The organism is Streptomyces sp. NPDC055966 (genome assembly GCF_042269865.1).
In the GTDB taxonomy this organism is placed as follows: domain Bacteria; phylum Actinomycetota; class Actinomycetes; order Streptomycetales; family Streptomycetaceae; genus Streptomyces.
On record NZ_JBHJYK010000002.1, the window covers coordinates 457604 to 483233 of the forward strand.

Annotated in this window: 21 protein-coding genes and 1 riboswitch; of the genes, 8 read left to right on the top strand and 13 right to left on the bottom strand. The window is 72.7% G+C overall.

Annotated features, from left to right (window positions below):
* Nucleotides 1-257 precede the first annotated feature (257 nt).
* Nucleotides 258-1319 carry a septation protein SepH gene (gene sepH, locus ACFC8N_RS06340; protein WP_362822521.1) on the top strand — a complete coding sequence of 354 codons (1062 nt, stop codon included), beginning with the start codon at nucleotides 258-260 and terminating at the stop codon, nucleotides 1317-1319.
* 69 nt (nucleotides 1320-1388) lie between these two features.
* On the opposite strand, the gene ACFC8N_RS06345 is transcribed toward sepH, so the two are convergent.
* Nucleotides 1389-2240 carry a sulfurtransferase gene (locus ACFC8N_RS06345; RefSeq protein WP_356021459.1) on the bottom strand — a complete coding sequence of 284 codons (852 nt, stop codon included), beginning with the start codon at nucleotides 2238-2240 and terminating at the stop codon, nucleotides 1389-1391.
* Nucleotides 2241-2561: 321 nt separating this feature from the next.
* Between ACFC8N_RS06345 and ACFC8N_RS06350 the strand changes: the two genes are divergently transcribed.
* Nucleotides 2562-3353, top strand: coding sequence for a VOC family protein (locus ACFC8N_RS06350; protein WP_356021457.1), 792 nt, complete (start codon nucleotides 2562-2564; stop codon nucleotides 3351-3353).
* A 22-nt stretch (nucleotides 3354-3375) separates the two neighbouring features.
* Here the strand turns inward: ACFC8N_RS06350 and ACFC8N_RS06355 are convergent, their stop codons facing one another.
* The 5 genes from ACFC8N_RS06355 to ACFC8N_RS06375 are packed head-to-tail and all read right to left on the bottom strand — an operon-like array spanning nucleotide 3376 to nucleotide 9177.
* A complete protein-coding gene (locus ACFC8N_RS06355; protein WP_356021455.1) occupies nucleotides 3376-4026 on the bottom strand; it encodes a thymidine kinase in 651 nt (216 codons plus the stop codon).
* Nucleotides 4027-4078: 52 nt separating this feature from the next.
* Entirely contained in the window at nucleotides 4079-5272 is a 1194-nt protein-coding gene (locus tag ACFC8N_RS06360) for a nucleotide pyrophosphatase/phosphodiesterase family protein (protein WP_356021454.1), read from the bottom strand.
* Nucleotides 5272-5868, bottom strand: coding sequence for a DUF5998 family protein (locus tag ACFC8N_RS06365; RefSeq protein WP_356021452.1), 597 nt, complete (start codon nucleotides 5866-5868; stop codon nucleotides 5272-5274). The genes ACFC8N_RS06360 and ACFC8N_RS06365 overlap by 1 nt, the downstream gene beginning before the upstream one ends.
* Nucleotides 5869-5923: 55 nt before the next feature.
* On the bottom strand, nucleotides 5924-6295 hold the full coding sequence (locus ACFC8N_RS06370; protein WP_376286955.1) for a hypothetical protein: 372 nt from the start codon (nucleotides 6293-6295) through the stop codon (nucleotides 5924-5926).
* Between the two features lie 47 nt (nucleotides 6296-6342).
* Nucleotides 6343-9177, bottom strand: coding sequence for a GNAT family N-acetyltransferase (locus tag ACFC8N_RS06375; RefSeq protein ID WP_376286957.1), 2835 nt, complete (start codon nucleotides 9175-9177; stop codon nucleotides 6343-6345).
* 176 nt (nucleotides 9178-9353) lie between these two features.
* Here ACFC8N_RS06375 and ACFC8N_RS06380 point away from each other — a divergent pair, with 176 nt between their 5' ends.
* Nucleotides 9354-9635, top strand: a complete 282-nt coding sequence (locus tag ACFC8N_RS06380) for an HPr family phosphocarrier protein (RefSeq protein WP_356021447.1) — start codon at nucleotides 9354-9356, stop codon at nucleotides 9633-9635.
* A gap of 164 nt (nucleotides 9636-9799) precedes the next feature.
* On the opposite strand, the gene ACFC8N_RS06385 is transcribed toward ACFC8N_RS06380, so the two are convergent.
* From ACFC8N_RS06385 to ACFC8N_RS06400, 4 genes are all read right to left on the bottom strand, one after another.
* The gene (locus ACFC8N_RS06385; protein ID WP_356021445.1) at nucleotides 9800-10486 is read right to left on the bottom strand and encodes a GntR family transcriptional regulator; all 687 of its coding nucleotides are present in this window, start codon (nucleotides 10484-10486) and stop codon (nucleotides 9800-9802) included.
* 218 nt (nucleotides 10487-10704) lie between these two features.
* Nucleotides 10705-11445, bottom strand: a complete 741-nt coding sequence (locus ACFC8N_RS06390; protein ID WP_376286961.1) for a M23 family metallopeptidase — start codon at nucleotides 11443-11445, stop codon at nucleotides 10705-10707.
* A 12-nt stretch (nucleotides 11446-11457) separates the two neighbouring features.
* A riboswitch (cyclic di-AMP (ydaO/yuaA leader) is annotated at nucleotides 11458-11620 on the bottom strand.
* Between the two features lie 210 nt (nucleotides 11621-11830).
* Nucleotides 11831-13201 (bottom strand): pitrilysin family protein, encoded by a 1371-nt coding sequence (locus ACFC8N_RS06395; RefSeq protein WP_356021946.1) that lies wholly within the window; start codon nucleotides 13199-13201, stop codon nucleotides 11831-11833.
* 17 nt (nucleotides 13202-13218) lie between these two features.
* Complete coding sequence (locus ACFC8N_RS06400) at nucleotides 13219-14613, bottom strand: pitrilysin family protein (RefSeq protein ID WP_362822516.1); 1395 nt, start codon at nucleotides 14611-14613, stop codon at nucleotides 13219-13221.
* 293 nt (nucleotides 14614-14906) lie between these two features.
* On the opposite strand from ACFC8N_RS06400, the gene ACFC8N_RS06405 reads away from it, so the two are divergent.
* Nucleotides 14907-17366 (top strand): DNA topoisomerase (ATP-hydrolyzing) subunit A, encoded by a 2460-nt coding sequence (locus ACFC8N_RS06405; protein ID WP_376286964.1) that lies wholly within the window; start codon nucleotides 14907-14909, stop codon nucleotides 17364-17366.
* On the opposite strand, the gene ACFC8N_RS06410 is transcribed toward ACFC8N_RS06405, so the two are convergent.
* Both ACFC8N_RS06410 and ACFC8N_RS06415 read right to left on the bottom strand, forming a co-directional pair.
* Nucleotides 17363-18433 (bottom strand): CobW family GTP-binding protein, encoded by a 1071-nt coding sequence (locus ACFC8N_RS06410; RefSeq protein ID WP_362822513.1) that lies wholly within the window; start codon nucleotides 18431-18433, stop codon nucleotides 17363-17365. The two genes, ACFC8N_RS06405 and ACFC8N_RS06410, sit on opposite strands and share 4 nt — an antisense overlap.
* 66 nt (nucleotides 18434-18499) lie before the next feature.
* Nucleotides 18500-19666, bottom strand: coding sequence for a citrate synthase/methylcitrate synthase (locus tag ACFC8N_RS06415; RefSeq protein WP_356021435.1), 1167 nt, complete (start codon nucleotides 19664-19666; stop codon nucleotides 18500-18502).
* A gap of 124 nt (nucleotides 19667-19790) precedes the next feature.
* Here ACFC8N_RS06415 and ACFC8N_RS06420 point away from each other — a divergent pair, with 124 nt between their 5' ends.
* From ACFC8N_RS06420 to ACFC8N_RS06435, 4 genes are all read left to right on the top strand, one after another.
* Nucleotides 19791-21047, top strand: a complete 1257-nt coding sequence (locus ACFC8N_RS06420) for a citrate synthase (RefSeq protein WP_376286967.1) — start codon at nucleotides 19791-19793, stop codon at nucleotides 21045-21047.
* Between the two features lie 78 nt (nucleotides 21048-21125).
* Nucleotides 21126-22067: a sucrase ferredoxin gene (locus ACFC8N_RS06425; RefSeq protein ID WP_376286970.1), complete on the top strand. Its 942-nt coding sequence runs from the start codon at nucleotides 21126-21128 to the stop codon at nucleotides 22065-22067.
* 87 nt (nucleotides 22068-22154) lie between these two features.
* The gene (locus ACFC8N_RS06430) at nucleotides 22155-23852 is read left to right on the top strand and encodes an ATP-binding protein (RefSeq protein WP_376286973.1); all 1698 of its coding nucleotides are present in this window, start codon (nucleotides 22155-22157) and stop codon (nucleotides 23850-23852) included.
* The gene (locus ACFC8N_RS06435) at nucleotides 23849-24529 is read left to right on the top strand and encodes a response regulator (protein WP_362822510.1); all 681 of its coding nucleotides are present in this window, start codon (nucleotides 23849-23851) and stop codon (nucleotides 24527-24529) included. The genes ACFC8N_RS06430 and ACFC8N_RS06435 overlap by 4 nt, the downstream gene beginning before the upstream one ends.
* 18 nt (nucleotides 24530-24547) lie before the next feature.
* On the opposite strand, the gene ACFC8N_RS06440 is transcribed toward ACFC8N_RS06435, so the two are convergent.
* Nucleotides 24548-25603: an ABC transporter substrate-binding protein gene (locus ACFC8N_RS06440; protein WP_362822509.1), complete on the bottom strand. Its 1056-nt coding sequence runs from the start codon at nucleotides 25601-25603 to the stop codon at nucleotides 24548-24550.
* Nucleotides 25604-25630 lie beyond the last annotated feature (27 nt).

A 25630-nucleotide genomic window follows, 5' to 3' on the forward strand; every position in this document is an offset into this window, starting at 1 on the left:
CGAGCCCTGGGTCCGGTCTCCCACCAGGATGTCCGGGGCCTTGCAGGACCGCCGGGAGGGGGCAAGTTGCACAGGGTGACGGAGTTGGTCACTTAGCGTTGCGAACGGTCACCGTGCCATAACGGCGGCCCCGGGCCCGTGCCCGACACGCCGGGCAACTCGGCAAGGTTGTGGCAGGCTGCACCCGGGCAGGCCACACTCGACTAGCGGAAGCAGCGACGCACGTGACGTCGGCAGGCACCACCCGGGAGGTCCCCATGCCCGAACTGCGTGTCGTGGCCGTCTCGAATGACGGCACACGGCTGGTGCTGAAAGCTGCCGACGCAACGGAGTACACCCTTCCGATCGACGAGCGCCTTCGCGCCGCCGTGCGCGGCGACCGGCCCCGCCTCGGCCAGATCGAGATCGAGGTCGAGAGCCATCTGAGGCCCCGTGACATCCAGGCGCGGATACGTGCGGGTGCCACCGCGGAGGAGGTCGCGCAGCTCGCCGGCATCCCCGTCGACCGGGTACGGCGCTTCGAGGGGCCCGTGCTGGCCGAGCGTGCCTTCATGGCCGAGCGCGCCCGCAAGACCCCGGTCCGCCGCCCCGGCGAGAACTCCGGTCCGCTGCTCGGCGAGGCCGTGCAGGAGCGGCTGTTGCTGCGCGGCGCCGAGAAGGACAGCGTGCAGTGGGACTCCTGGCGCCGTGACGACGGCACGTGGGAGGTGCTCCTCGTCTACCGGGTCGCGGGCGAACCGCACTCGGCGAGCTGGACGTACGACCCGCCCCGGCGGCTCGTGCAGGCCGTGGACGAGGAGGCTCGCTCGCTGATCGGCGAGTCCGACGATCTCGCCGTACCGGAGCCGAGCTTCCCGTTCGTCCCGCGCATCGCCCGGCTGCCGCGCGAGCGTTCGATGGACCGTGCCCTCGAACGGGTCGACCGCGACCGGGAGCGGCCGAGCCTGCCCGCGCCGCCTGCCGAGGCCGCCGAGGAGTCCGCGTCCACGGCGTCCACGGGCGAACGCGACTCGCTGACCAGCCTGTTGGAGGCCGTCCCGAGTTTCCGGGGCGACCTGGTCGTCCCGGAGCGCCGGGAGGAGGCGCCGGAGGAGCCCGTCGACGAACCGGAGGCGGAGGAGCCGCCGGCGCCCGCCGCCTCGGCCGGTTCGGCGTACGCCGACGTCCTCATGCCCCGCTCGGTCGGCAGCCACCGCGACCGGCTCGTCGGCGCCACCGACCGCCAGGCCGAGGCCGACGGCGTCCGCCCCGGCCGCCGCGCCGCCGTCCCGAGCTGGGACGAGATCGTGTTCGGCACGCGCCGCAAGAAGCAGGAGTAGCCAGAGCCGTACAGCAGAAGTGGGGGCACGCGTGCGTGCCCCACTTCCCGCTGCCGAAAAGGCTTTTCGCTACTGCGGGTCCGCCCCCACCGCGACCGGACGGTCCGGGTCGGAGGACCACTCGGACCAGGAACCGACGTACAGGGCCGCCGGGATGCCCGCCACGGCCAGGGCGAGGACCTCGTGCGCGGCGGAGACGCCCGAGCCGCAGTAGACGCCCACCTCGGCGTCCTCGGCGACGCCCAAGGCCTTGAAACGGTCGCGCAGTTCGGCCGCGGGCAGGAAGCGGCCGTCGGGACCCACGTTCTCGGTCGTCGGCGCCGACAGCGCACCCGGGATGTGCCCGCCGACGCGGTCGATCGGCTCCACCTCACCGCGGTAGCGCTCCCCCGCGCGGGCGTCCAGCAGCACGCCTGTACGGGCCAGGGCCGCGGCCTCGTCCGCGTCCAGCCGACCGGTGGCAGCCGGTGCCGGACGGAAGTCGCCCTCGGCCGGATCCGTTGCCTCCGTGGACAGTTCGCCCGCCCAGGAGGGCAATCCGCCGTCCAGGACCCGCACGTCCGGGTGACCCGTCCAGCGCAGCAGCCACCACGCGCGCGCGGCCGCCCAGCCCTGGCCGCCGTCGTACACGACGACCGGCCGGTCCGCGCACACGCCCGCGCGGCGCATCGCGGCGCCGAACTCCCCGAGGTCCGGCAGCGGATGCCGGCCGCTCGCCCCGGGCGCCCCGGCCAACTCCCGGTCCAGGTCGACGAAGACCGCGCCGGGGATGTGCCCGGCCGCGTACTCGGCCCGCCCGTCGAAGGCCGGCGCGCCCGCCGCCCTGGCCGTGCTCAGCTGCCAGCGCACGTCCAGCAGGACCGGCGGGCGCTCACCGGTCAGCTCGTGTGCGAGGTCGGTTGCGGTGATGATGACGTTCATGGCGTCCATGCATACGCCAGGGGTGGCCGCGGCGTCCAGGTCGGGCTACTCTGCTCGGCCGGACAGGCTCGATCACGAGGAGTGGGGGATCGAGCACGTGCTGTACAGCCGACGGCCACCCTCCGGCCATCGTCAGGAAGCGCCGAAAGTCGGCAGAACGGGCATCCTCCCGGAGGTGTCGCCGAGCGGCGGCGCGGTATCGCCCGCAGCGGAGTGGAGGATGCGGGCACCGGCACGGGCGTTCCCGCCGCCGGCGTGGACACCCCTTCCGGGGAGCGGAAGCGACACGGCCACCGCGAGGGGCCGGGGAGAGAGTGATCGATGACCGAGGCACGGGAGCCGGCCCGGCCGCACGCGCGGCGCGCGCCCGGCACACCCTGCTGGGTGAGCCTGATGGCGCACGGGCTGGCCGCCACCGAGGAGTTCTACGGCGAGCTGTTCGGCTGGGAGTTCCGGCCGGGCCCGCAGCAGCTGGGCCCGTATGTGCGGGCGCTGCTCGACGGGCGGGAGGTGGCCGGAATGGGCCAGCTGCCGCCGGACCGCCGGCTGCCGATCGCCTGGACGCCGTACTTCGCCTCGGACGACGTGGACCGCACGGCGGACACGGTACGGCTGTGCGGCGGCACGGTGGCGGTCGGCCCGCTGGACGCCGCCGAGGCCGGGCGGATGGCGATCGCCGCCGACCCCTCCGGGGCGGTGTTCGGCATCTGGCAGGGTTCCGCGCACCTCGGCACGGCCCTCACCGGCGTGCCGGGCACGCCGGCCTGGAACGAGCTGGTGACGTACGAGACGGAGAGCGTCGCCAAGTTCTACGCGACCGTGTTCGGTTACGAGGAGGAGCCGGTGGTGTCCGCCGACTTCGACTACGTGACCCTGCACCTGGACGGCCGGCCGGTCGCCGGGCTGCACGGCGTGGGCCACGGCCTGCCCCGGGACCGGGGGTCGCACTGGAGGACGTACTTCGAGGTCGCCGACGCGGATCTGACCCTGCGGCAGGTCACGGAGCTGGGCGGCCGGGTCGTCCGGCCGGCGCAGGACAGCCCGCACGGGCGCGTGGCGACGGTGGCGGACCCGGAGGGCGCGGAGTTCTCGCTGATCCAGGAGCCGCACTGAGCACGCGCCCCAGGGGGCCGGCTCAGGCGGGCGGGACCGGCAGGACGTCCGGGGACAGGGCCGCCGCGCGGGCCGACGCGGCGGTCATCCGGCGCCGGTGGTGGCGGCGGCACAGGACCTCGTAGCCGACCTCGCCCGTGGAGTGGTCGACATCGCCGACGACCACCTGGGCGCCCTCGACGACCATCGCGCCGCCTATCGTGCGGGCGTTGTGCGTGGCGCGGGCGCCGCACCAGCACAGCGCCTCCACCTGGAGCACCTCGATGCGGTCGGCCAGCTCGACCAGCCGCTGCGAGCCCGGGAAGAGCTTGGAGCGGAAGTCCGTGGTGATCCCGAACGCGTACGCGTCCAGGCCGAGATCGTCCACCACGCGCGCGAGCTGGTCGATCTGTGCGGGCGCGAGGAACTGCGCCTCGTCCGCGATCACATAGTCGGCCCGGCCCCCCTGCGAGAGATGGTCGACGACGTACGCGTACAGGTCCTGGTCGTCCGCGACCTCCACCGCGTCGGTGACCAGGCCGAGCCGGGAGGACAGCTTGCCCTCGCCCGCACGGTCGTTCCGGGTGAAGATCATGCCGGTGAGACCCCGGGCCGAGCGGTTGTGCTCGATCTGGAGAGCCAGCGTCGACTTCCCGCAGTCCATCGTTCCGGAGAAGAACACCAGCTCGGGCATGAGGAGTTGATCACCTTTCGGCGAGTAGTCGGGGGTGCGTCGGGGGCGTGTGTCAGGAGCGGACTTCGAGCAGCGGGACGAGCTGCTCGGCGGGGGTCATCGAACCGTGGTTGCCGACGAGCGCCGACTCCTTGGGCTCCCGCTCGGTGGCGATGATCAGGACGTCGTCGTGGGCGGCCGCGACCACGTCGCCGAGCCGGTCGTACACCCGCTCGTCGATCCGCGGTCCGAACCAGCCCGCCGCGATCGCCTCGTCGCGCGAGGCCACCCAGAACTGCTCGCCGAGGACCTCGCGCCAGCAGGTCAGTACGTCGTTCTCGGCGCCCGGTACCGCGTACACGTGCCGCGCCCGGCCCTCGCCGCCCAGCAGGGCGACGCCGGCCCGCAGCTCCCAGTCCGTGTCGAAGTCGAAGCGGTGCTCGTCGTCGAACGGGACGTCGACCATGCCGTGGTCGGCGGTCACGTAGAGCGCGCTGCGCGGGGGCAGCTGCTCGGCGAGGCGCTGGGCGAGCCGGTCGACGTACATCAGCTGGCCGCGCCAGGTGTCGGAGGCGACGCCGTAGCGGTGGCCGGAGCCGTCCAGCTCGGAGTAGTACGTGTAGACGAGCGAGCGGTCCCCGGCGGCCAGTTGCTCGGCGGCGGCGTCCATGCGCTCCTCGCCGCTCAGCCGGCCGTGGAAGGTGCCGCCGCTGAGCGCGATCTTCGTGAGCGGGGTGTGCTGGAAGGCGGGCGAGGAGACCTGGGCGGAGTGCACCCCGGCCTCGTGGGCCAGCTGGAAGACGGTGGGGTACGGCTGCCAGGGGCGCGGGTCGGTGTACGGCTGGAAGCGGAGCTGGTTCATCAGCTCGCCGGTGGCCGGGTTGCGGGCGCTGTAGCCGGGCAGGCCGTGGGCGCCGGGCGGCAGGCCGGTGCCGACCGAGGCGAGGGAGGTCGCGGTGGTCGCCGGGTAGCCGGCGGTGAGCGGGCGGCCGGTGCCGCCGCGCGAGCTGCCGAGCAGGGAGGTCAGGAAGGGGGCCTCGTCGGGATGGGCCCTCAGCTGCTCCCAGCCGAGCCCGTCGACCAGGAGGACGCAGACCCGGTCGGCCGGGGTCAGTTCCCCGATCGTGGCGGTCATGCCGGGGACGCCCATGCCCGCGGCCAGGGTGGGCAGCAGGTCGGCGAGGGAGCCGGTGCCGTACTCGGGCAGCGGGGCGGTGTCCAGGGCGAGGGGTTCCGGGTGGTCCCAGGCGGAGGTGAGCTGGGACATCAGCGCGTGAGGTCCGCGGTCGCCTCCGAGACGGCCTGCGCGAAGGCGAGTGCCTGGCGCACCGTCTCGGGGCCGTCCCCGGCCTCGCTGACGCGCAGGCTGAGGTCGTCCGCCGTGGAGTTTCCGGTGTAGCCGTGGTCGGCGTCGCAGTTGGGGTCGCCGCAGGCGGCGGGCTCCAGGTCGATGCGGTTGACGGCGCCCCAGCCGATGGTGAGCACGACCTCGCGGGGCAGGGTGCCCGGGGCGTACTGCTCGGGGTTCGCGACGACCCGGCTGACCACGACCGAGGAGATCCGGCCGAGCTTGACCGACTCGGTGGAGGTGGTGGCGTACGGGGTCGGGGAGGTGCTGTCGGCGGCCTGCTCGTCGGTGTGGCTGACGATGAAGCGGTTGCCGGTGAGGACCAGGACGGTCACATGGCGGCGCACCTCGTTCTGGTCGAACGTGGTCTCCTGGTGGACCAGGTACGACCGGATCGGCTCGCCGCCCACAGCGGCCTCCACCGCCTCGGCCACGAGGGCCGGGTAGTAGCCGCTGCGCTCGATCGCTGCGCGCAGCCCCTGGGTCGTCGTACTGGTCTTGGCCATGGCGTCCATCCTAATCCGTGGGCAGGGCCGCTCCGGGCCAGTCACCGGGACCGAGGCGGGCCGTTCACGCGCGCGTGGCCCGCCCGTCGTCGTGCCGACGGACGAGCCCCGGCACGATGTCCAGCCGCTCGGCGGCGATCAGGCAGGAGACCGGTCCGGGCCCGCCGGCGTCCGCCTCGAACGCGACCACGACGGGCGGTGCCCCGCCGAGCGCCCGCCGCAGCCGCGCGGTCTCCTGTGCGGTGGGCTCCCGGAAGACGGGGTCCTGGAAGGTCGCGGGGCACGAGACGAAGCACGGGTCGGTGAGGACCACCTCCAGGCCGTGGTGGTACGTCAGGTCGTACCCGGCGGCCAGCCGCAGCAGGCCGGTGTCCCAGACGATCACTTCCCAGTCCCACCAGCTGCCCTCGGGCAGTCGCCGGCCGGCGATCTCCATGAAGTCCCCCTCTCCCCCATCTCCCTCCTCTCCCCCATCTCGTCCGCTCAGTACGCCGGCATCGTGCGCGGTCCGAGGTCGTCGCGGGCGGGCGGGGGTGCGAGGCGGAGGGTGGCGCCGAGGACGCTCACGCCGTGCGGGGCGACGACCACCGGTTCCAGGGTGACGGCGACCACCTCCGGATGATCGTCGACCAGCCGGGACACCCGCAGCAGCAGCTCCTCCAGGGCAGGGGTGTCGACGGGGGTGGAGCCGCGCCAGCCGAACAGCAGCGGGGCCGTACGGATCGCGCGTACGAGCGAGGTCGCCTCGCGGTCGGTGACCGGGACCAGCCGGTGCGCCATGTCCCCGAGCAGCTGGGAGGCGGCCCCGGCCAGCCCGAAGGACAGCACGGCGCCGGCGGCCGGGTCGATCACCGCGCGGACGACCGTGTCGACACCTCGGGGCGCCATGCCCTGCACCACCGGCCGCAGTTCCTCCGGCGCCCCGAACAGCTCGGTCAACTCGGCGTACGCCCGTCGCAGTTGCTCCTCGTCCGCGAGGTCGAGGCGTACGCCGCCCAGGTCCGCGCGGTGCCGCAGGTGGGGGGCGGTGGCCTTGAGGGCCACGGGGTAGCCGAGGGTGCGGGCGGCGTCGGCGGCGGCGTCGGCGGTCGGGGCGGGCAGGGCCTGGCGGACGGGGATGCCGTACTTGCCGAGCAGCTCGCAGGTCTCGGCGGCGGAGATCGTGAGCCCTTCTCCGCGCGCGAGCAGCTCCCCGATCAGCCGCGCGGCCCCCTTCTCGTCGATGTCGTCGTACTCGGGCACCTTCCCGGGCTCCGCCGCCTCCCGCCGCCACTGCCCGTACTTGACGGCTTCGGCGAGGGCGCGCACCGCGCGTTCGGCTGCGGGGTAGGCGGGGATGGCCTTGTCGGACGCCGCTCCCTCGGCGGGCAGCCGTCCCGCCGGGCGGAAGGGCGGGGCGGCGCCCTCGGTTCCGGCGGTCCCGGGAGTCCTCTCGACGGCCTGCGGTGCCGTGCTCGCCGCGGCCGACAGGGCCTCGGCCAGTCCCCCCAGCTCCACATGCACCACCAGCACCGGCTTGCCCGGCACCGCCGCCGCGGCCGACCGCAGCGCCTGCGCCAGCTCGGCATCCCCCGGCGAGCCTTCTCCGATCGCGGGGATCGCGGTGACGACGACGGCGTCGCACGTGTCGTCCGCCAGCGCGGCTCCCAGCGCCCGGTGGAAGTCCTCCGCCGTCGCCGCGGTCGTCAGGTCCAGCGGGCGCGACGGGCGCAGTCCTTCGGCGAGGCAGCGGTCGTACGCCAGCACGCCCAGCGACTCGGAGTTGCCGAGGATCGTCACGCGCGGCCCGGCCGGCAGGGGCTGCCGGGCGAGCAGCAGGCCCGTGTCGACCAGTTCGGTGATCGTGTCGACGCGCAGCACTCCGGCCTGCCGCAGCAGCGCGGAGACGGTGGCGTGCGGCAGCCGCGTCGCCCGCACCGCGTGCCCCTGCGGGGCGGAGCCGACCCCCTGCACGACGACCAGCGGCTTCGCCGCCGCCGTGCGCCGCGCGAGCCGCGTGAACTTGCGCGGGTTGCCGATGGATTCCAGGTACATGAGGGCGACGTCGGTCTCGGGGTCGTCGTACCAGTACTGGAGGACGTCGTTGCCGGAGACGTCGGCGCGGTTGCCGGCGGAGACGAACGTGGAGACGCCCGTCACCCCGGTGACGCCGCCGCCGCGCCGGTGCAGCCGGGACAGCAGGGCGATGCCGATGGCGCCGGACTGGGCGAACATGCCGATGCGTCCGGGGCGGGGCATCTCGGGGGCGAGCGAGGCGTTCAGCCGGACGCCGGGGGCGGTGTTGATGATCCCGAAGGCGTTGGGGCCGATGAGCCGCATGCCGTACGCGCGCGCGTGGCGCACGAGCGCCCGCTGCCGCTCCCGCCCGTCGGGCCCGCTCTCGGCGTATCCGGCGGACAGGACCACGAGTCCCTGCACGCCGTGTTCGCCGCACTCCGCGACCACCGCCGGCACGTGATCGGCCGGTACCGCGATCACCGCGAGGTCGACCGGGCCGTCGATGTCCCGCACCGAGCGGTGCGCGGGCACCCCGTCGATCTCCTTGCAGTCCTCGGGGAAGGCCTGGTTCACGGCGTGCAGCAGGCCGCCGTAGCCGCCGTCCCGGATGTTGCCGAGGACGCTGCGGCCGACGCCGCCGGGGGCGCGGCCGACGCCGATGACGGCCACCGAGCCGGGCGCGAGGAGCCGCCGTACCGAGCGGGCCTCGGCGCGCTGTTCCCGCGCGCGCTGGACGGCGAGCGAGCGGTCGGTCGGTTCGAGGTCGAACTCCAGGCGGACGACGCCGTCCTCGAAGCTGCGCTTCTGGGTGTACCCGGCGTCCGTGAACACCTTGATCATCTTGGTGTTGGCGGGCAGCACCTCGGCGGCGAAGCGGCGGATGCCCCGCTCGCGCGCGACGGCCGCGATGTGCTCCAGCAGGGCGGAGGCGACTCCGCGGCCCTGGTGGGCGTCCTGCACGAGGAAGGCGACCTCGGCCTCGTCGGCCGGCACGGAGGCGGGCATGCCGTCGGCGCCGATGCGGTCGTAGCGTACGGTGGCGATGAACTCGCCGCCGATGGTGGCCGCGAGTCCCACCCGGTCCACAAAGTCGTGGTGCGTGAAGCGGTGGACGTCCTTGGCGGACAGTCGTGGGTACGGCGCGAAGAAGCGGTAGTACTTCGACTCGTCCGAGACCTGCTCGTAGAAGCTGACCAGGCGGTCGGCGTCATCAATGGTGATGGGCCGGATGCGCGCGGTACCCCCGTCGCGCAGCACCACGTCCGCCTCCCAGTGGGCGGGGTACTCGTACCGGTCCTGCCGGTCCGCCGAGCTCTGCATGGGCCCCAGAGTACGGCTCGCGTCCGACAACGGCGCGAGGCAGTCTGTGGGGGACGGAAGTCGGATCGAGGCCGCGGTCCGATGTCACACCGGAGGGGACGAGGGTCCGCTCCGGACACGCTTCGCGATATGGGAAACTGGTCTAGACAACCCTGAACACCGAAGGGCAGCAACACATGGCTGAGCGCCGCGTCAACGTCGGCTGGGCCGAGGGCCTCCACGCCCGCCCCGCCTCCATCTTCGTCCGAGCCGCCACGGCCGCAGGCGTCCCGGTGACGATCGCCAAGGCTGACGGCAACCCCGTCAACGCGGCCTCCATGCTGGCCGTCCTGGGTCTGGGCGCCCAGGGTGGCGAGGAGATCGTCCTCGCCTCCGACGCCGAGGGCGCGGACATCGCCCTGGAGCGTCTGGCCAAGCTGGTCTCCGAGGGCCTGGAGGAGCTGCCCGAGACCGTCTGATCCGGCCCCGCCCGGAACACGGAACACCGAAGCCGCGTCGCCCTTTCCGGGGCGGCGCGGCTTCGCCGTTTGGCACGGTCTTCCACAATGCGTGAACACACCTGAATTCAGGCAGCAAGAATACACCGCCACCGAATTACTCTTCTTTGTATACGGCGCTCGTGTTAATGACGCAGGCCGGTCATGTTTACGGCGTGTTGCGAAGTCCTCACACCCTCGCCGCCGGCAGAAAAGCGAAGCCGGTGCGCGGCCGTCGCGCGCTCGCCGTGCAGAGCCGTGAGCGCCCGCGCGCGCTCGCCGTCGCCGCGCGCCACCGCGTCCACGATCGCGCCGTGCTCCGCCCAGGACTCGACCGGGGTCGGCAGCGCCTCCACCGCGTACATCCAGGCGATCTTGTGGCGCAACTGGGTCAGCATCGAGGTCAGCGAGGGGCTCGCGCAGGCCTGGGCGAGCGTCTCGTGGAACCAGCCGCCCAGTGACCGAAGATCCTCGCTGCTGCCCCGCCTGGCCCGCTCCTGGCCCAGTCTGACCAGGCCGCGCAGCACCTTCAGATGTGCCTCCGTGCGCCGCTGCGCGGCTCGGGCGGCGCCGAGCGGCTCCAGGAGCATCCGCATCTCCAGCAGGTCGGCCGCCTCCTGCTCGGTCGGCTCGGCCACGCACGCGCCCGCGTGCCGGCGCGTCACCACGAAGCCCTCCGCCTCCAGCGTGCGCAGGGCCTCGCGGACGGGGACGCGCGAGACGCCGTAGCGGCGGGCCAGGACTTCCTCGGTGAGGCGGCTGCCGCGCTCGTGGACACCGGCGACGATGTCGTCCCGGATCGCTGTGCATACCGAGTGCGCCGGAATACGCATGACCGACCTCCGCCTTAATCCCCGTGACACGTCGACGATGGACGCGTGTTCCGTGACTCTATTGCAATGAGCCAGAATTTCCGACGGCGGGCCGGAATCCATGGATATTTTTTGGACAGCGACTCCCGTAAGCGCACCGAGGACACCGTGGAAAAACGACGAAAGCCCCGGCTCGGTGAGCCGGGGCTTCGGATGCCGTGTCTCGTGCGCCGTGCGCGTCAGACGTTCACGCCGTGCTCGCGGAGATAGGCGACCGGGTCGACGTCCGAGCCGTAGTCGGGGGTCGTACGGGCCTCGAAGTGCAGGTGCGGTCCGGTGACGTTGCCGGTCGCGCCGGACAGGCCTATCTGCTCGCCCGGGGTGACCTGTTGGCCCACCGTGACGCCGAGGGACGACAGGTGGCCGTACTGGGTGTACATGCCGTCGGCCATCCGGATCACGATCTGGTTGCCGTACGCGCCGCCCCAGCCGGTGGAGACGACGGTGCCGGAGCCGACCGCGTGGACGGGCGTGCCGCTGGCCGCGTGGAAGTCGATGCCGGTGTGGGAACCGGAGGACCACAGGGAACTGCTGGCCTTGTAGCCCGTGGAGACGTACGAGTCCGCGATCGGGGCGACGAAGCGGTTCAGCCGCTCGCGCTCCGCCTCGCGTGCGGCGCGGGCCTTGGTCTCGTGGATCTCCTGGGCCCGCCGGGCCGCGGCCTCCTCGGCCGCCTTCTGCGCGGCGGCCTGCCGCTGGGCGGCTGCCTGCGCGTCGATCTGCTCGGCGATGTCGTCGCCCACGCTGATCACCGGGGTGAGGCCGGTCTGCTCGACGGAGTTCTGGGCGGCGGACGCGGGGGAGGCCGCGAGGGTGCCGATGACACCGGTGGTGAGGGCCGCGACGCCGGCCGCCTGAGCGGCGGTGCGCGTGACCCGGCCGGGCTTGCGGTGCTTCCCGGTGGCGCACATGAACGCCATGGAGTGGCTGGTCCTTTCCTTCCCTCTCGCCTACCGGGTTAGCTGACGGGTTCGGAGCAGGAAGGTCTCCTACGGCCCCCACGCGCACGCGTGGGCGTCCGATTCACCCCAGGGGACGTTGTGGGTCCCCGGCTCCCCTGGCTCGCGCCGTACGGGGACTCGGCGATGGCTGTCCGGTGCCGCGGGTGCGGCGCACTGCCTGACGAACAGCCCGGACGACGCTAGGCGGGCCTGCCGCCGGTCCCCAAACCGAACCGGGCTTTTGTAGCGCATCCCACAGGGCAGACAGGCAACCTCCGTCCCAAATCGGGCATCTGGGGAAGGGCGCGGAACGACGAGGGGCCCTGACGGCCCGTAGGCGGTCAGGGCCCCACGCGTGCGTGCCCTACTCGGCCGCGACCACGCTGACTTCGCCGATGCCGAGCGCCTCCACCGGCGCCTTGATCTGCGAGGCGTCACCGACGAGGACGGTCACCAGGCCGTCCACCGGGAAGGCGTTCACGACGGCGGCCGTGGCCTCCACCGTGCCCGTGGCGGCCAGCTGCCGGTACAGCGTCGCCTGGAAGTCGTCGGGCAGATGCTGCTCGACCTGGTCGGCCAGCGTGCTCGCGACGGCCGCCGCCGTCTCGTACTTGAGCGGCGCGACCCCGACGAGGTTCTGGACGGCCACGTCCCGCTCGGCGTCGGTCAGTCCCTCCGCCGCGAGGGTGCGCAGCACCTTCCACAGGTCGTCCAGCGCGGGACCGGTGTTCGGCGTGTCCACCGAGCCGCTGATGGCGAGCAGGGAGGCACCCGTGCCGTCCGCGGCGGACCGCAGGACCTGGCCGAAGGCACGCACACCGTAGGTGTAGCCCTTCTCCTCGCGCAGGACGCGGTCCAGGCGGGAGGTGAGGGTGCCGCCCAGGCAGTACGTGCCGAGCACCTGCGCGGGCCACACGCGGTCGTGCCGGTCGGGGCCCACGCGGCCGATCAGCAGCTGCGTCTGGACCGCACCGGGCCGGTCCACGATGACCACGCGGCCGGTGTCGTCGGCGCTCACGGCCGGCACGGGCCGGGGCTGCCCCGGGGTACCGCTCCAGGCACCCAGGGTGTCGCCGAGCAGGGCGTCCAGGTCGATGCCGGTGAAGTCGCCGACCACGACCGTGGTGGCCGTCGAGGGGCGCACATGGCGGTCGTAGAAGGCGCGTACGGCGGCCGCGTCGATCTTCTCGACCGTCTCCTCGGTGCCCTGGCGCGGACGCGACATGCGCGAGGTGGCCGGGAACAGCTCCTTGGACAGCTCCTTGGCGGCCCGGCGGGTGGGGTTGGCCAGCTCGTGCGGGATCTCGTCCAGGCGGTTGCGGACCAGCCGTTCGACCTCGCTCTCGGCGAACGCGGGCGCGCGCAGGGCGTCGGCGAGCAGGCCGAGGCCCTTGGCGAGGCGGGAGGCGGGCACCTCCAGGCTGATGCGGACACCGGAGTGGTCGGCGTGCGCGTCGAGCGTGGCGCCCGCACGCTCCAGCTCGGCCGCGAACTCCTCGGCGGAGTGCTGGTCGGTGCCCTCGGAGAAGGCCCGCGCCATGATCGTGGCGACGCCGTCCAGACCGGCCGGCTCGGCGTCCAGGGGCGCGTCGAGCAGCACCTCGACGGCGACGACCTGCTGGCCGGGGCGGTGGCAGCGCAGCACCGTCAGGCCGTTGTCGAGCGCCGCGCGCTCGGGGGCCGGGAACGCCCACGGCTTGGCCTCGCCGGGCCGCGGCTGAGGGTGGAAGTCCATGCTGGCGAGCTGCTCGGTCACTTGGCCGTCTCCTCGTTCTCGTTGCCGGCCTCTACGGTCGCTTCCTGCTCCGGGTCCTCGGGCACGTCGGCGTCGGGGGCCGCTTCCGGGGACTTCGGCTCGTAGACGAGGACCGCGCGGTTGTCGGGGCGCAGGCGGGCCTTGGCGACCTCCTGGACCTCCTCGGCGGTCACCGCCAGGACGCGCTGGACAGCCGTGAGGGCGAGCTGCGGGTCGCCGAACAGGACGGCGAACCGGCACAGTTCGTCGGCGCGGCCCGCCACCGTGCCGAGCCGGTCCAGCCACTCGCGCTCCAACTGGGCCTGGGCGCGCTCCATTTCCTCCGGCGTCGGGCCCTCCTCGGCGAACCGGGCGAGCTCCTCGTCGATGGCGGCCTCGATGACCGGCACCTCGACGTCGCCGGAGGCCTTCACGTCCAGCCAGCCCATCGAGGGCGCGCCGGCGAGGCGCAGCAGGCCGAAGCCGGCCGCGACGGCCGTACGGTCGCGGCGCACCAGCCGGTTGTACAGGCGGGAGGACTCGCCGCCGCCGAGGACGGTCAGGGCGAGGTCGGCCGCGTCGCACGCGCGCGTGCCGTCCTCCGGCAGCCGGTAGGCGGCCATCAGGGCGCGCGCCGGGACCTCCTCGACGACGACCTCGCGCTTCTGCTCGCCGATGACCTCGGGCAGGGAGCCGTCGCGGGGCGCGGGCTTGCCGTCGTGCGCGGGGATCGAGCCGAAGTACTTCTCGATCCAGGCGAGGGTCCGTACGGGGTCGATGTCGCCGACCACGGACAGCACCGCGTTGTTCGGCGCGTAGTAGGTGCGGAAGAACTGGCGGGCGTCCTCCAGGGTGGCCGCGTCCAGGTCCGCCATCGAGCCGATCGGCGTGTGGTGGTAGGGGTGGCCCTGCGGGTAGCTGAGGGCGGTCAGCTTCTCGAAGGCGGTGCCGTAGGGGACGTTGTCGTAGCGCTGGCGGCGCTCGTTCTTGACGACGTCCCGCTGGTTCTCCATGGACTCGTCGTCCAGGGCGGCCAGCAGCGAGCCCATGCGGTCGGCCTCCAGCCAGAGCGCGAGCTCCAGCTGGTGGGCGGGCATGGTCTCGAAGTAGTTGGTGCGCTCGAAGCTGGTGGTGCCGTTCAGCGAGCCGCCGGCACCCTGCACCAGTTCGAAGTGGCCGTTGCCCTTCACCTGTCCCGAGCCCTGGAACATCAAGTGCTCGAAAAGGTGAGCCAGGCCGGTACGCCCCTTGACTTCGTGGCGGGAGCCGACGTCGTACCAGAGGCAGACCGCCGCCACCGGGGTCAGGTGGTCCTCGGAGAGCACCACGCGCAGACCGTTGGCCAGGCGGTGCTCGGTCGCTGTCAGGCCCCCGGAGCCTGCCTCGGCTGTGGTCGTGTGACCCATGGGCATGTACGTCCCTTCGCGAGCGGAGGCGGTTGTGCAAACCGCGGTTTTCCTGCCGTGCCTGCCACTGTATGCAAAGCGTGCGGGGCCTCGGCGAAGTTCCCGCGGGCCGTACGCCCACAGCGGATCGCGCACACCGTTCCGGGCGGGTACCGGAGCGGGTGCCGGTGCGGGTGCCGGGACGGCTTCCGGCGGCCGACGGGGCCGCGGACACCGGGTCGTGGCACGGGTTGTCAGTGCCTCGGTCCACAATGGTCGGCGTCAGATCCGTCAAACGCTTCAGCAAGGAGCCAGGCAGGATGGCCCGCCGCAGCACGAAGACCCCGCCGCCCGACGACTCGTACGAGGAGAAGATCCTCGACATCGACGTCGTGGACGAGATGCGTGGCTCCTACCTCGAGTACGCGTACTCGGTCATCTATTCGCGCGCCCTGCCGGACGCCCGTGACGGCCTCAAGCCGGTGCACCGCCGGATCGTGTACCAGATGAACGAGATGGGCGTGCGCCCCGACCGCGCCTATGTGAAGTGCGCGCGTGTCGTCGGCGAGGTCATGGGCAAGCTGCACCCGCACGGCGACGCGTCGATCTACGACGCCCTGGTGCGCATGGCCCAGCCGTTCTCCATGCGCGTGCCGCTCGTCGACGGCCACGGCAACTTCGGCTCGCTGGGCAACGACGACCCGCCGGCCGCGATGCGGTACACCGAGTGCCGGATGGCCGAGGCGACGAGCCTGATGACCGAGTCGATCGACGAGGACACGGTCGACTTCGCGCCCAACTACGACGGCCAGGAGCAGGAGCCGGTGGCTCTGCCGGCCGCCTTCCCGAACCTGCTGGTCAACGGCTCCTCGGGCATCGCGGTCGGCATGGCGACGAACATGCCGCCGCACAACCTCGGCGAGGTGATCGCGGCCGCCCGCCATCTGATCCGGTCTCCGAACGCCGACCTGGACGCGCTGATGCGGCACGTCCCGGGCCCGGACCTGCCCACCGGCGGCCGGATCGTCGGCCTCGACGGCATCCGGGACGCGTACGCGACGGGCCGCGGCACCTTCAAGATCCGGGCCACGGTGTCGGTGGAGACGGTGACGGCCCGCCGCAAGGGCCTGGTCATCACCGAACTGCCCTTCACGGTCGGCCCCGAGAAGGTCATCGCGAAGATCAAGGACCTGGTCAACGCGAAGAAGGTCCAGGGCATCGCCGACGTCAAGGACCTCACCGACCGCGAGCACGGCCTGCGCCTGGTCATCGAGATCAAGAACGGCTTCGTGCCGGAGGCGATCCTGGAGCAGCTGTACAAGCTGACCCCGATGGAGGAGTCCTTCGGCATCAACAACGTGGCGCTGGTGGACGGCCAGCCGCTCACGCTGGGCCTGAAGGAGCTGCTGGAGGTCTATCTCGACCACCGCTTCGACGTGGTCCGGCGCCGCAGCGAGTTCCGCCGCACCAAGCGCCGCGACCGGCTGCACCTGGTCGAGGGTCTGCTGACCGCGCTGCTCGACATCGACGAGGTCATCCGGCTGATCCGCTCCAGCGAGAACTCCGCGCAGGCCAAGCAGCGCCTGATGGAGCGCTTCTCGCTGAGCGAGATCCAGACGCAGTACATCCTCGACACGCCGCTGCGCCGGCTCACCAAGTACGACCGCATCGAGCTGGAGGCGGAGAAGGACAGGCTCACCGCGGAGATCGAGGAGCTGACCCGGATCCTGGAGTCCGACGCGGAGCTGCGCAAGCTGGTCTCGGCCGAACTGGCCGCCGTGGCCAAGAAGTTCGGCACCGACCGGCGCACGGTCCTGCTGGAGTCCGCGGGTGCCCCGGTGGCCGCGGTGCCGCTCCAGGTGGCCGACGACCCGTGCCGGGTGCTGATGTCCTCGACCGGTCTGCTGGCCCGTGCGGCGGCCGACGCGGCGTTCCCGGAGGAGGCCGGCGCGAAGCGCGTCAAGCACGACGTGATCGTCTCGGCGGTGCCGGCGACCGCACGCGGTGAGATCGGGGCGGTGACCTCGGCGGGCCGGCTGCTGCGGATCAACGTGGTCGACCTGCCCCAGCTGCCGCAGACGGCGACCGCGCCGAACCTCGCCGGGGGCGCCCCGCTCGCGGAGTTCGTGTCCCTGGTGGACGACGAGACGGTGGTCTGCCTGACCACGCTCGACGAGTCGTCCCCGGGCCTCGCGCTCGGCACGGAACAGGGTGTCGTCAAGCGCGTGGTGCCCGACTACCCGTCCAACAAGGACGAGTTGGAGGTCATCACGCTCAAGGAGGGCGACCGGATCGTCGGCGCGGTGGAACTGCGCACCGGCGACGAGGACCTGGTGTTCATCACGGACGACGCGCAGCTGCTGCGCTTCCAGGCGTCCATCGTGCGCCCGCAGGGCCGCCCGGCGGGCGGTATGGCGGGCATCAAGGTCGCCGACGGCGCCAAGGTGATCTCCTTCACGGCGGTCGACCCGGCCGCCGACGCGGTGGTCTTCACGGTGGCGGGTTCGCGCGGCACGCTGGACGACTCCGTGCAGACCACGGCCAAGCTGACCCCGTTCGACCAGTACCCGCGCAAGGGCCGGGCCACGGGCGGCGTGCGCTGCCAGCGGTTCCTGAAGGGCGAGGACTGCCTGTCGCTGGCCTGGGCGGGCCCGGTTCCCGCGCGCGCGGCCCAGAAGACCGGCGCCCCGGCCGAGCTGCCGGAGCTGGACCCGCGCCGGGACGGCTCGGGCACGTCGCTGCCGATGACGGTCTCGGTCGTCGCGGGGCCGGTCTTCTAGACCGGCGGGTCCTGCGGCCCGGCCCCCGTCTCCTGCGGTCCCTGGACGTACCGCAGGACGCCCCACATGCCGTGTTCGTCGGCGTGTGGGGCGTCGTTCCTGGCCGCCTCCAGCTCCTTGCCCAGAGCGTCGGTGTCGATGCCGGAGCCGATCAGCACGAGCTGGGTGAGCCGGTCGCCGGCCGCGGTCCAGGGCTCGGGGTAGAAGCGCAGGAACCGGCCGACGGCGTGCACGGCGTACCGGTTGCGGGTGTCGTACGGCCCGAAGTCGACGTACCCCTTGATCCGGTACAGCCCCTCGGGCCGGCTGTCGAGGAACCGCATGAGCTCGCGCGGGTCCATGGGCAGGTCGGAGGTGAAGGACAGGCTGTCGTAGCCGGTGTGGAGATGACCGGTGTGGTCGTCGTCATCGGTGTGGTCGTGCAGGTCGTCGAAGGACAGCTGCCCGATGCGCTCCTCGCTGGGCTTGCAGTCGAAGAGGAACTCCGGGTCGATACGGCCGTAGGCGGCGGGGACGACGGCGGCTCGGTCGGCGAGGGACCGTACGAGGCCGAGCACGCGCTCGCCGTCCGCGGCCCGGTCGAGCTTGTTGACCACCACGAGGTCGGCGAGGGCCAGGTGCCGGTCGACCTCGGGGTGGCGGGCCCGGGTGTCGTCGAACTCGGCGGCGTCCACGACCTCGACCAGGCCGCCGTAGACGATCCCGGGGTGCTCGCTGGCCAGCACCATCCGCACGAGTTCCTGCGGCTCGGCGAGCCCACTGGCCTCGATGACGATCACGTCGATGCCGACGCCGGGGGCGGCGAGCCGGTTCAGGTAGACGTCGAGCTCGCTCGCGTCGACGGCACAGCACAGGCAGCCGTTGCCCAGCGAGAGGGTCGAGTCGCCGAGGGCACCGGCGACGGCCATCGCGTCGATCTCGATGGCCCCGAAGTCGTTGACGATCGCGCCGATCCGGCTGCCGCCGCTGCGGTGCAGGAGGTGGTTGAGGAGCGTGGTCTTGCCGGAGCCGAGGAATCCGGCGAGCACGACGACGGGGATCTGCTGCGGGGTGCTGCTGTTGCCCAACGGGCGCCCTCTCTCACGTGGACCGACTGCCGGTCCAGGATAAGAGCGGCGCCCCCGGGCCCGGGCTCACGGCTGAACCGGCACCGCCACCGGGGGCTCCGGTCCGACGTAGCGGGCGACGGGGCGGATGATCTTCGGATCGGCCGCCTGTTCCAGGATGTTGGCGCTCCAGCCCACCACCCTGGCCGCCGCGAAGGTGGGGGTGAACATCTCGCGGGGCAGCCCGCACAGTTCCATGACCACGCCGGCGTAGAACTCGACGTTGGTGTGGAGTTCGCGGCCGGGCTTCAGCTCTTCGAGGATCGCCTCGACCTTCCGCTCGACCTCCACGGCGAACGCGACGCGCGGGCCGCCGAAGCTCTCGGCGATCTCCCGCAGCATCCGCGAACGGGGGTCCTCCGTGCGGTAGACGGCGTGCCCGAACCCCATGATCCGGTCGCCGCCGAGCACCCGCGCGCGGATCCAGGAGTCGATCCGGTCCGGGGTGCCGATGGCGTCCAGGGTGTCCAGGGCCCGGCTGGGCGCGCCGCCGTGCAGCGGCCCGGACAGGGCACCCACGGCCCCGGTCAGACAGGCCACCACGTCGGCGCCGGTGGAGGCGATGACCCGGGCGGTGAAGGTTGACGGGTTGAATCCATGGTCAATGGTGGAGATCAGGTATTGCTCGACCGCACGGGCGTGCCGAGGCTCGGGTTCCTCACCGGTGAGCATGTACAGGTAGTTGGCCGCGTGGGCGAGGTCCTCGCGCGGCTCGACCGGATCGAGTCCCTGCCCGAGCCGGTACAGGGCGGTGAGCAGGGTGGGTACGGCCGCGCAGGCGGCCAGGGTGTCGGCGCGGCGCCGGTCGGCGTCGATGTCGTACACCGGCCGCATGCCCTGGGACGCGCCCAGCAGTGACAGGGCCGTGCGCAGCCCGGACAGCGGGCCGGAGACCCGGCTCGCGGCGGCGATCGCGGGCAGTGCGGCGCGGACCTCCGCGGGCAGCCGGCGCAGCGCGGCGGTCTCGGCCGCGAAGGCGGCCCGGTGCCGCGCGTCCGGGAGTGCGCCGTGGACCAGGAGATGCCAGACGTCCTCGAAGCCGCGGGTCCGCGCGAGTTCGACGGCCGAGTACTGGCGGTAGTGGTAGAAGCCCTGCCGTCCCCGGACGTCACCGATCTCGGTCTCGGTGACGACAACGCCGGCGAGGCCGCGCGGGGCGTCGATGAGCGGAGTGGCGGCTCTGTTGATGGACATGGATTCCCTCCGGTTTTCCTCTCTGGACTTGATTTGACTGTCCATGCTTGACTGTTTCCCTGTCAACGTTGATTGAATCAATGCATCGCTATCAAGATGTGCAGAGACGGCTACGGTGACCCCTATGCGCGATCACGAACCCGCTCCCGGCCGCCCCGGGCGAAGGCTGACCACCAAGGAGACCGCCGAACTGCTCGGTGTGAAGCCCGAGACGGTCTACGCGTACGTGAGCCGCGGTCTGCTCAGCAGCAGACGCGAACCGGGCGGCCGGGCCAGCACCTTCGAGGCGAAGGAGGTCGAGGCCCTCGCCCGGCGCAACCGGCGTGAGGCGGCCGGGACTCCGGGCTCCGGCGGCGACCTGTCGGTGCGGACCCGCATCACGCTGATCGAGCAGGACCGCTACTTCTTCCGCGGCGTGGACGCCGTCGACCTGGCCCTGCGCCACTCGTACGAGGAGGTCGCGGAATGGCTGTGGACGGGCCGGCCGGCTCCGGGGGCCGCCTTCTCCGCCCCCGCCGCCACGGTCGAGGTCGCCCGCCGGGCGGTGAACGCGCTGTCCGAGCACGCCTCCCCCACCGACCGGCTCCGGGTGGCGGCGATCGCCGCGGCGGCCGAGGACCCGCTGCGCTTCGACCTGTCCGAGGACACGGTGCTGAACACCGCGCGGATCCTCATCCCCACCCTCGTCGCCGCGCTGCCGCCGGCCCGGCACGCCCACAGGGACGACGGCCCGCTGGCCCACCGGCTGTGGGGCCGGCTGACCGGACGCCCTGCCGACGAGGCGTCCCTGCGGGTCCTCGACACCGCGCTCGCCCTGCTCGCCGACCACGACCTGGCCGCGTCCACGCTCGCCGTCCGGGTCGCCGCCTCGGCCCGGGCCCACGCCTACGCGGCCGTCTCGGCCGGGCTCGGCGTCCTGGAGGGCCCGCTGCACGGTGCCGCGAGCGGCGGCGCCCACCGCATACTGCTCGACGTGCTCGACCAGGGCACGGCGGTCCCGGTGATCGCCGACGAACTGCGCGCGGGCCGTCGTGTCCCCGGACTCGGCCACCGGCTGTACGCGGGCGAGGATCCCCGCGCGCGCGTGCTGTTCAGCCTCCTGGAGCAGGTGCCGCGCGCGGAGTCCGCCCTGCTCGCGGCCCGGGACATCGTCGCCACGACCGCCCGGCACACCCCGCTGCACGCCAACGTCGACCTGGCCCTGGCGGTGTTCACGGCGTCCAGCGGCATGCCCGCCACGGCCGGCGAGACGATCTTCGCGGTCGCCCGGACGGCGGGCTGGATCGCGCACGCGCTGGAGGAGTACGGCGAGCGCCCCCTGCGCATGCGCCCCGTCGGCCACTACGTCGGCGCACGACCGCCGCAGCCCCTTCCGGAGTAGGGCCCGCGCCGCCCGCCGGAGCAGTACTCGGTCACGGCCGGAAGTCGCCCCGCACGAAGTCAGGTTAGGCTCACCTCTGTGAGTAGGTGCGCGACCGTCTCCCGGAGCCTCGACGAGCCCGTTTCCGGCACGGCGGCCACGGCGACGACGTGGCTGCTGCTGGAACAGCCCGGCCCGTGGGGCGCCAAGGCGCTCACTTCCAGCCATCTGGACCCCGGGTTGGGACGAGCGCTGGAGCGGGCGGCCGAGGGAACCGGCGTGCGCGTGGCCCTCATACGGCGCCCCGGGCGGCACGCCGACCCCGGCACGCCACCGCTGCGGCATGTGTACGCGGCCCACACCGTTCCGGGAAACGCGTGGCTGCACAGCGCCACCGTCCGCGCACCGGAACGGCTGCTCGACCTCGACTTCACCGCTCTCGGCACGGGCGACCACCGCTCCTTCGGCGCCGCGCTCGACGGCCGCCCGCACCGGGGCGACCCGCTCGCGCTCGTGTGCACCAATGGCAAGCGCGACCGCTGCTGCGCCCTTCTGGGCCGCCCGCTCGCCGGCGAGCTGGCCGCCTCGGGGGTGCACGGGGTCTGGGAGGTCACCCATCTGGGTGGACATCGTTTCTCGCCGACGGTGCTCGTCCTGCCGTACGGCTACGCCTACGGCCGCGCCGAGGCGCGCACGGTCAAGGAGGCCCTGCACGGCGTCCGTGAGGGGCGTGTGGTGGTCGAGGGATGCCGGGGGTGCTCCGCTTGGGAACGGCCCGGCCAGGCGGCCGAGCTGGCCGTGCGGAGGGCGGCGGGCGAGGACCGCGCGGGCGTGCTGAGCGTCGTACGGACCGACGGCGCGGCCCCGCGCTGGGAGGTCGCCGTCGCCCACACCGACGGCCGTCTGTGGCGGGTCACCGTGGCGCAGGGGGCGTCGCTGCCGCCGCGCGCGGAGAGCTGTGGCGCGGAAGTGCTGGGCACGCCCGCGCGGATGGACGTGACCGCGGTGCGCGAACTGCGGCCGACGGCACTGGCGAGTTGAGCGCACCCCCGTCGTTCAAGAATTGGTCAAGAGATCCCCACCACAACCCCTGGGGCACACGGGGCCTTCCCACGTAACGTCGTCCCCATGAGCCCGCCTCCGCCCGCCCGCCGCCTGCGCGTCGGTCTGCCGCGACGGGCGTTCTCCCAGGTGCTGCTCATGCAGGTGACGATCGCGGCGGGAGTGGCGGTGCTGGCGACCGGGCTGTTCCTGGCGCCGCTGAGCAAGCAGCTGGACCACGAGGCGATGCGCCGCGCGCTGGCCATCGCCCAGACCACGGCCCAGGACCCGCAGATCGCCGAGGGCGTGCTGACCACCGAGCCGACGACGGACGGGCCGGTGCAGCGGGAGGCGGAACGGATCCGGCAGGCCACCCACGCCGAGTACATCGTGGTGATGGACCGGCGGGGCGTGCGCTGGTCGCACACCACTCCGTCGGAGATCGGCGCGCACGTCTCGACCGACCCCCGCGAAGCGCTGGCCGGCAAGCAGGTCATGGAGATCGACGACGGCACCCTGGGCCGCTCGGCCCGTGGCAAGGTGCCGCTCTACGACGCCGGCCACCGGATCGTCGGCGCGGTCTCCGTCGGCATCGCGTACGACAGTGTGCGGGCGCGGCTGATCAGCGCGATCCCGGGGCTGTTCGCGTACGCCGGCGGCGCTCTCGCGGTGGGCGCGCTGGCCGCCTGGGTGATCTCCCGCCGGGTCCAGCGGCAGACCCGCGACCTGGCGTTCTCCGACATCTCGGCGCTGCTCGCGGAGCGCGAGGCGATGCTGCACGGCATCCGGGAGGGCGTGGTGGCCCTCGACCGCGGCGGCCGCGTCCGGCTGCTCAACGACGAGGCGCGGCGGCTGCTGGGCATCGGCGACGAGGCGGTCGGCCGCACGCCCGACGAGGCGCTCGGCGAGGGCCGTACGACCGATGTCCTGGCCGGGCGGGTCACGGGGACCGACCTGCTCACCGTGCGCGGTCAGCGCGTCCTGGTCGCCAACCGCATGCCCACCGGCGACGGCGGCGCCGTGGCCACCCTGCGCGACCGCACCGAACTGGAGCGGCTCGGGCGCGAACTGGACTCCACGCGCGGGCTGATCGACGCCCTGCGCGCCCAGGACCACGAGCACGCCAACCGCATGCACACCCTGCTCGGGCTGCTGGAACTGGACATGTACGACGACGCCGTGGAGTACGTCGGCGAGGTGGTCGGCGACCACCGGGTCACCGCCGAGCAGATCACCGAGAAGATCCAGGACCCGCTGCTGGCGGCACTGCTGGTCGGCAAGGCGACCGTGGCGGCCGAGCGCGGCGTCGCCCTGTGGGTGTCGGAGCGCACCCGGCTCCCGGACCGGCTGATCGACCCCCGGGGCCTGGTCACGGTCGTGGGCAATCTGGTGGACAACGCCCTGGACGCGGTCGCGGGCACGCCGCACGCGCGCGTGGAGGTCGAATTGCGCACCGAGGGGCGTGCGGTCGTCCTCAGGGTGCGCGACACCGGCCCCGGCATCCCGGCGGACCAGCGGGAGTTGATCTTCACGGAGGGCTGGTCCACCAAGGAGCCGCCCGCGCACGGCAAACGGGGCCTCGGGCTCTCGCTGGTGCACCGGCTGGCCGAACGGCAGGGCGGCAGGGCGACGGTGGGGACCGCGGACGGCGGCGGTGCCGAGTTCGCCGTGGTCCTGCCCGAGGCGCTCACCGAGCCGGAGCCGGAACGGGCACCGGCGCTCACGGGACCGGCCGCGCCGGCCCCCGAGCACACCCCCGCCGCTGCCGAGGAGGAGGCTCGATGATCGAGGTCCTGGTCGTGGACGACGACACCCGCGTCGCCCGCGTCAACGCCGCCTACGTCGAGAAGGTCCCGGGCTTCCATGTGGCGGGCGAGGCGCACAGCGCGGCCGAGGCGCTGCGTCTGGTGGAGACGCTGGCGCGGGTGGACCTGGTGCTCATGGACCACTATCTGCCGGACGACACCGGGCTCTCGGTCGTGCGCGAGATGCGCCGGCGCGGCCACCAGACCGACGTGATCATGGTGACGGCGGCACGGGACGTGTCGACCGTGCAGGCCGCCTTGCGGCACGGGGCACTGCAGTACCTGGTGAAGCCGTTCGCCTTCGCCGGCCTGCGGAGCAAGCTGGAGGCGTACGCGGACCTGCGGCGCACCCTGGACGGCGGCGGGGAGGCCGGGCAGGCGGAGGTGGACCGGATCTTCGGCGCCCTGTCCGCTCCGTCGGAGCCCGGCCTGCCCAAGGGCCACTCCCCCACGACGGCCGAGCTGGTGCGTCAGGCGCTGATGCATGCTCAAGCGCCGCTGTCCGCACAGGAGATCGCGGAGCGGACGGGGGTGAGCCGGCAGACCGCACAGCGCTATCTGAAGCTCCTGGAGCGCACGGGACGGGCGCGGCTCACTCTCAAGTACGGCGACGCGGGCCGCCCGGAACACCGTTACGTGTGGGCGACCCGCGTCTGAACGGGCAGGGCCTGCGCGCTACTTGGCGGCCTTGACGAACTCGGTCGTGTACGTCTTGCTCAAGTCGACCTCGGCGTTCTTGATGTTGGGGTTGAACGACTTGAGGACCTTCTCCACGGTCTCGGGGCCGCCCTCGGGCATCACACCGTCCTTGGTGAACATCGGCAGGGTGCTCTTGACGGCCTGGGTGTAGAGCGCCTTGTTGCCCTGGGAGTAGTCGGCGGGCATCTTGGCGGCGATCTCGTCGGCGCTGTGGGTGGACATCCAGGTGAGCGTCTTGACGAATGCATTGACCAACTTCTGGACGGTGTCCTTGTGTCCGTTCACCCAGTCCGTCTTCATGTACAGACTTGACGAGGGGTACGGCCCGCCCAGCGCCTCCTGCGAGCCCTCGGGGGTGCGCATGTCGAGGAGGATCTTGCCCGCCTTCTTGTCCAGGATCGTCGCGACGGTCGGGTCGGTGGTCATGCCGCCGTCGATCGCGCCGTTCTGGAGCGCCGCGATGAAGGTCGGCCCGGCGCCGACCGAGACCGGCGTGAACTCGCTGACGTCGACGCCGTTCTTGACCGCCAGGTACTTGGTGAGGAAGTCGGTGGAGGAGCCGAGGCTGGTCACGCCCAGCTTGCGGCCCTTGAAGTCCTTGGGTGACGTGAGGTCGCCCGCCGCCTTGCCGGAGACGACCTCGACCTCGCCGGGCGCGTGGGAGAACTGGACGACCGACTCCACCGGCTTGCCCTTCACCTGGAGGTCGAGGGTGTGGTCGTAGAAGCCGACCGCTCCCTGCACCTGGCCGGAGACGAGCGCGGTCTCGGCCTGGACCCCGGCGGGCTCACTGAGCAGCTGGACGTTCAGTCCCTCCGCCTGGAAGTAGCCGAGGCGCTGTGTGAGCATCGCGGGCAGGTAGATGACCTTGTCCAGGCCACCGACCATGATCTTGACCGACTCACCCTTGCCGCCCCCGCCGCTGCCGGTGTCGGCCGTGGAGCTCGCCGCGTCGTTGGCGCAGGCGGTGAGCGAGGAGAGGGCGAGGAGTCCGGCGGCGGCCAGGGAGGCGTATCTGGCGGTCTTGCGCATGGCGGTGTCACGTCCTTGTGAGAGGGG

Coding starts and splice junctions, on each gene's coding strand:
- ACFC8N_RS06355 (WP_356021455.1), bottom strand. CDS start 4,026: ATGCCCGAGCTGGTGTTCTTCTCCGGAACGATGGACTGCGGGAAGTCG.
- ACFC8N_RS06440 (WP_362822509.1), bottom strand. CDS start 25,603: ATGCGCAAGACCGCCAGATACGCCTCCCTGGCCGCCGCCGGACTCCTC.
- ACFC8N_RS06360 (WP_356021454.1), bottom strand. CDS start 5,272: ATGTCCCAGCTCACCTCCGCCTGGGACCACCCGGAACCCCTCGCCCTG.
- ACFC8N_RS06370 (WP_376286955.1), bottom strand. CDS start 6,295: ATGGAGATCGCCGGCCGGCGACTGCCCGAGGGCAGCTGGTGGGACTGG.
- ACFC8N_RS06420 (WP_376286967.1), top strand. CDS start 19,791: ATGCGCGATCACGAACCCGCTCCCGGCCGCCCCGGGCGAAGGCTGACC.
- ACFC8N_RS06365 (WP_356021452.1), bottom strand. CDS start 5,868: ATGGACGCCATGGCCAAGACCAGTACGACGACCCAGGGGCTGCGCGCA.
- ACFC8N_RS06380 (WP_356021447.1), top strand. CDS start 9,354: ATGGCTGAGCGCCGCGTCAACGTCGGCTGGGCCGAGGGCCTCCACGCC.
- ACFC8N_RS06350 (WP_356021457.1), top strand. CDS start 2,562: ATGACCGAGGCACGGGAGCCGGCCCGGCCGCACGCGCGGCGCGCGCCC.
- ACFC8N_RS06435 (WP_362822510.1), top strand. CDS start 23,849: ATGATCGAGGTCCTGGTCGTGGACGACGACACCCGCGTCGCCCGCGTC.
- ACFC8N_RS06430 (WP_376286973.1), top strand. CDS start 22,155: ATGAGCCCGCCTCCGCCCGCCCGCCGCCTGCGCGTCGGTCTGCCGCGA.
- ACFC8N_RS06345 (WP_356021459.1), bottom strand. CDS start 2,240: ATGAACGTCATCATCACCGCAACCGACCTCGCACACGAGCTGACCGGT.
- ACFC8N_RS06390 (WP_376286961.1), bottom strand. CDS start 11,445: ATGGCGTTCATGTGCGCCACCGGGAAGCACCGCAAGCCCGGCCGGGTC.
- sepH (WP_362822521.1), top strand. CDS start 258: ATGCCCGAACTGCGTGTCGTGGCCGTCTCGAATGACGGCACACGGCTG.
- ACFC8N_RS06405 (WP_376286964.1), top strand. CDS start 14,907: ATGGCCCGCCGCAGCACGAAGACCCCGCCGCCCGACGACTCGTACGAG.
- ACFC8N_RS06400 (WP_362822516.1), bottom strand. CDS start 14,613: ATGCCCATGGGTCACACGACCACAGCCGAGGCAGGCTCCGGGGGCCTG.
- ACFC8N_RS06395 (WP_356021946.1), bottom strand. CDS start 13,201: ATGGACTTCCACCCTCAGCCGCGGCCCGGCGAGGCCAAGCCGTGGGCG.
- ACFC8N_RS06415 (WP_356021435.1), bottom strand. CDS start 19,666: ATGTCCATCAACAGAGCCGCCACTCCGCTCATCGACGCCCCGCGCGGC.
- ACFC8N_RS06375 (WP_376286957.1), bottom strand. CDS start 9,177: ATGCAGAGCTCGGCGGACCGGCAGGACCGGTACGAGTACCCCGCCCAC.
- ACFC8N_RS06385 (WP_356021445.1), bottom strand. CDS start 10,486: ATGCGTATTCCGGCGCACTCGGTATGCACAGCGATCCGGGACGACATC.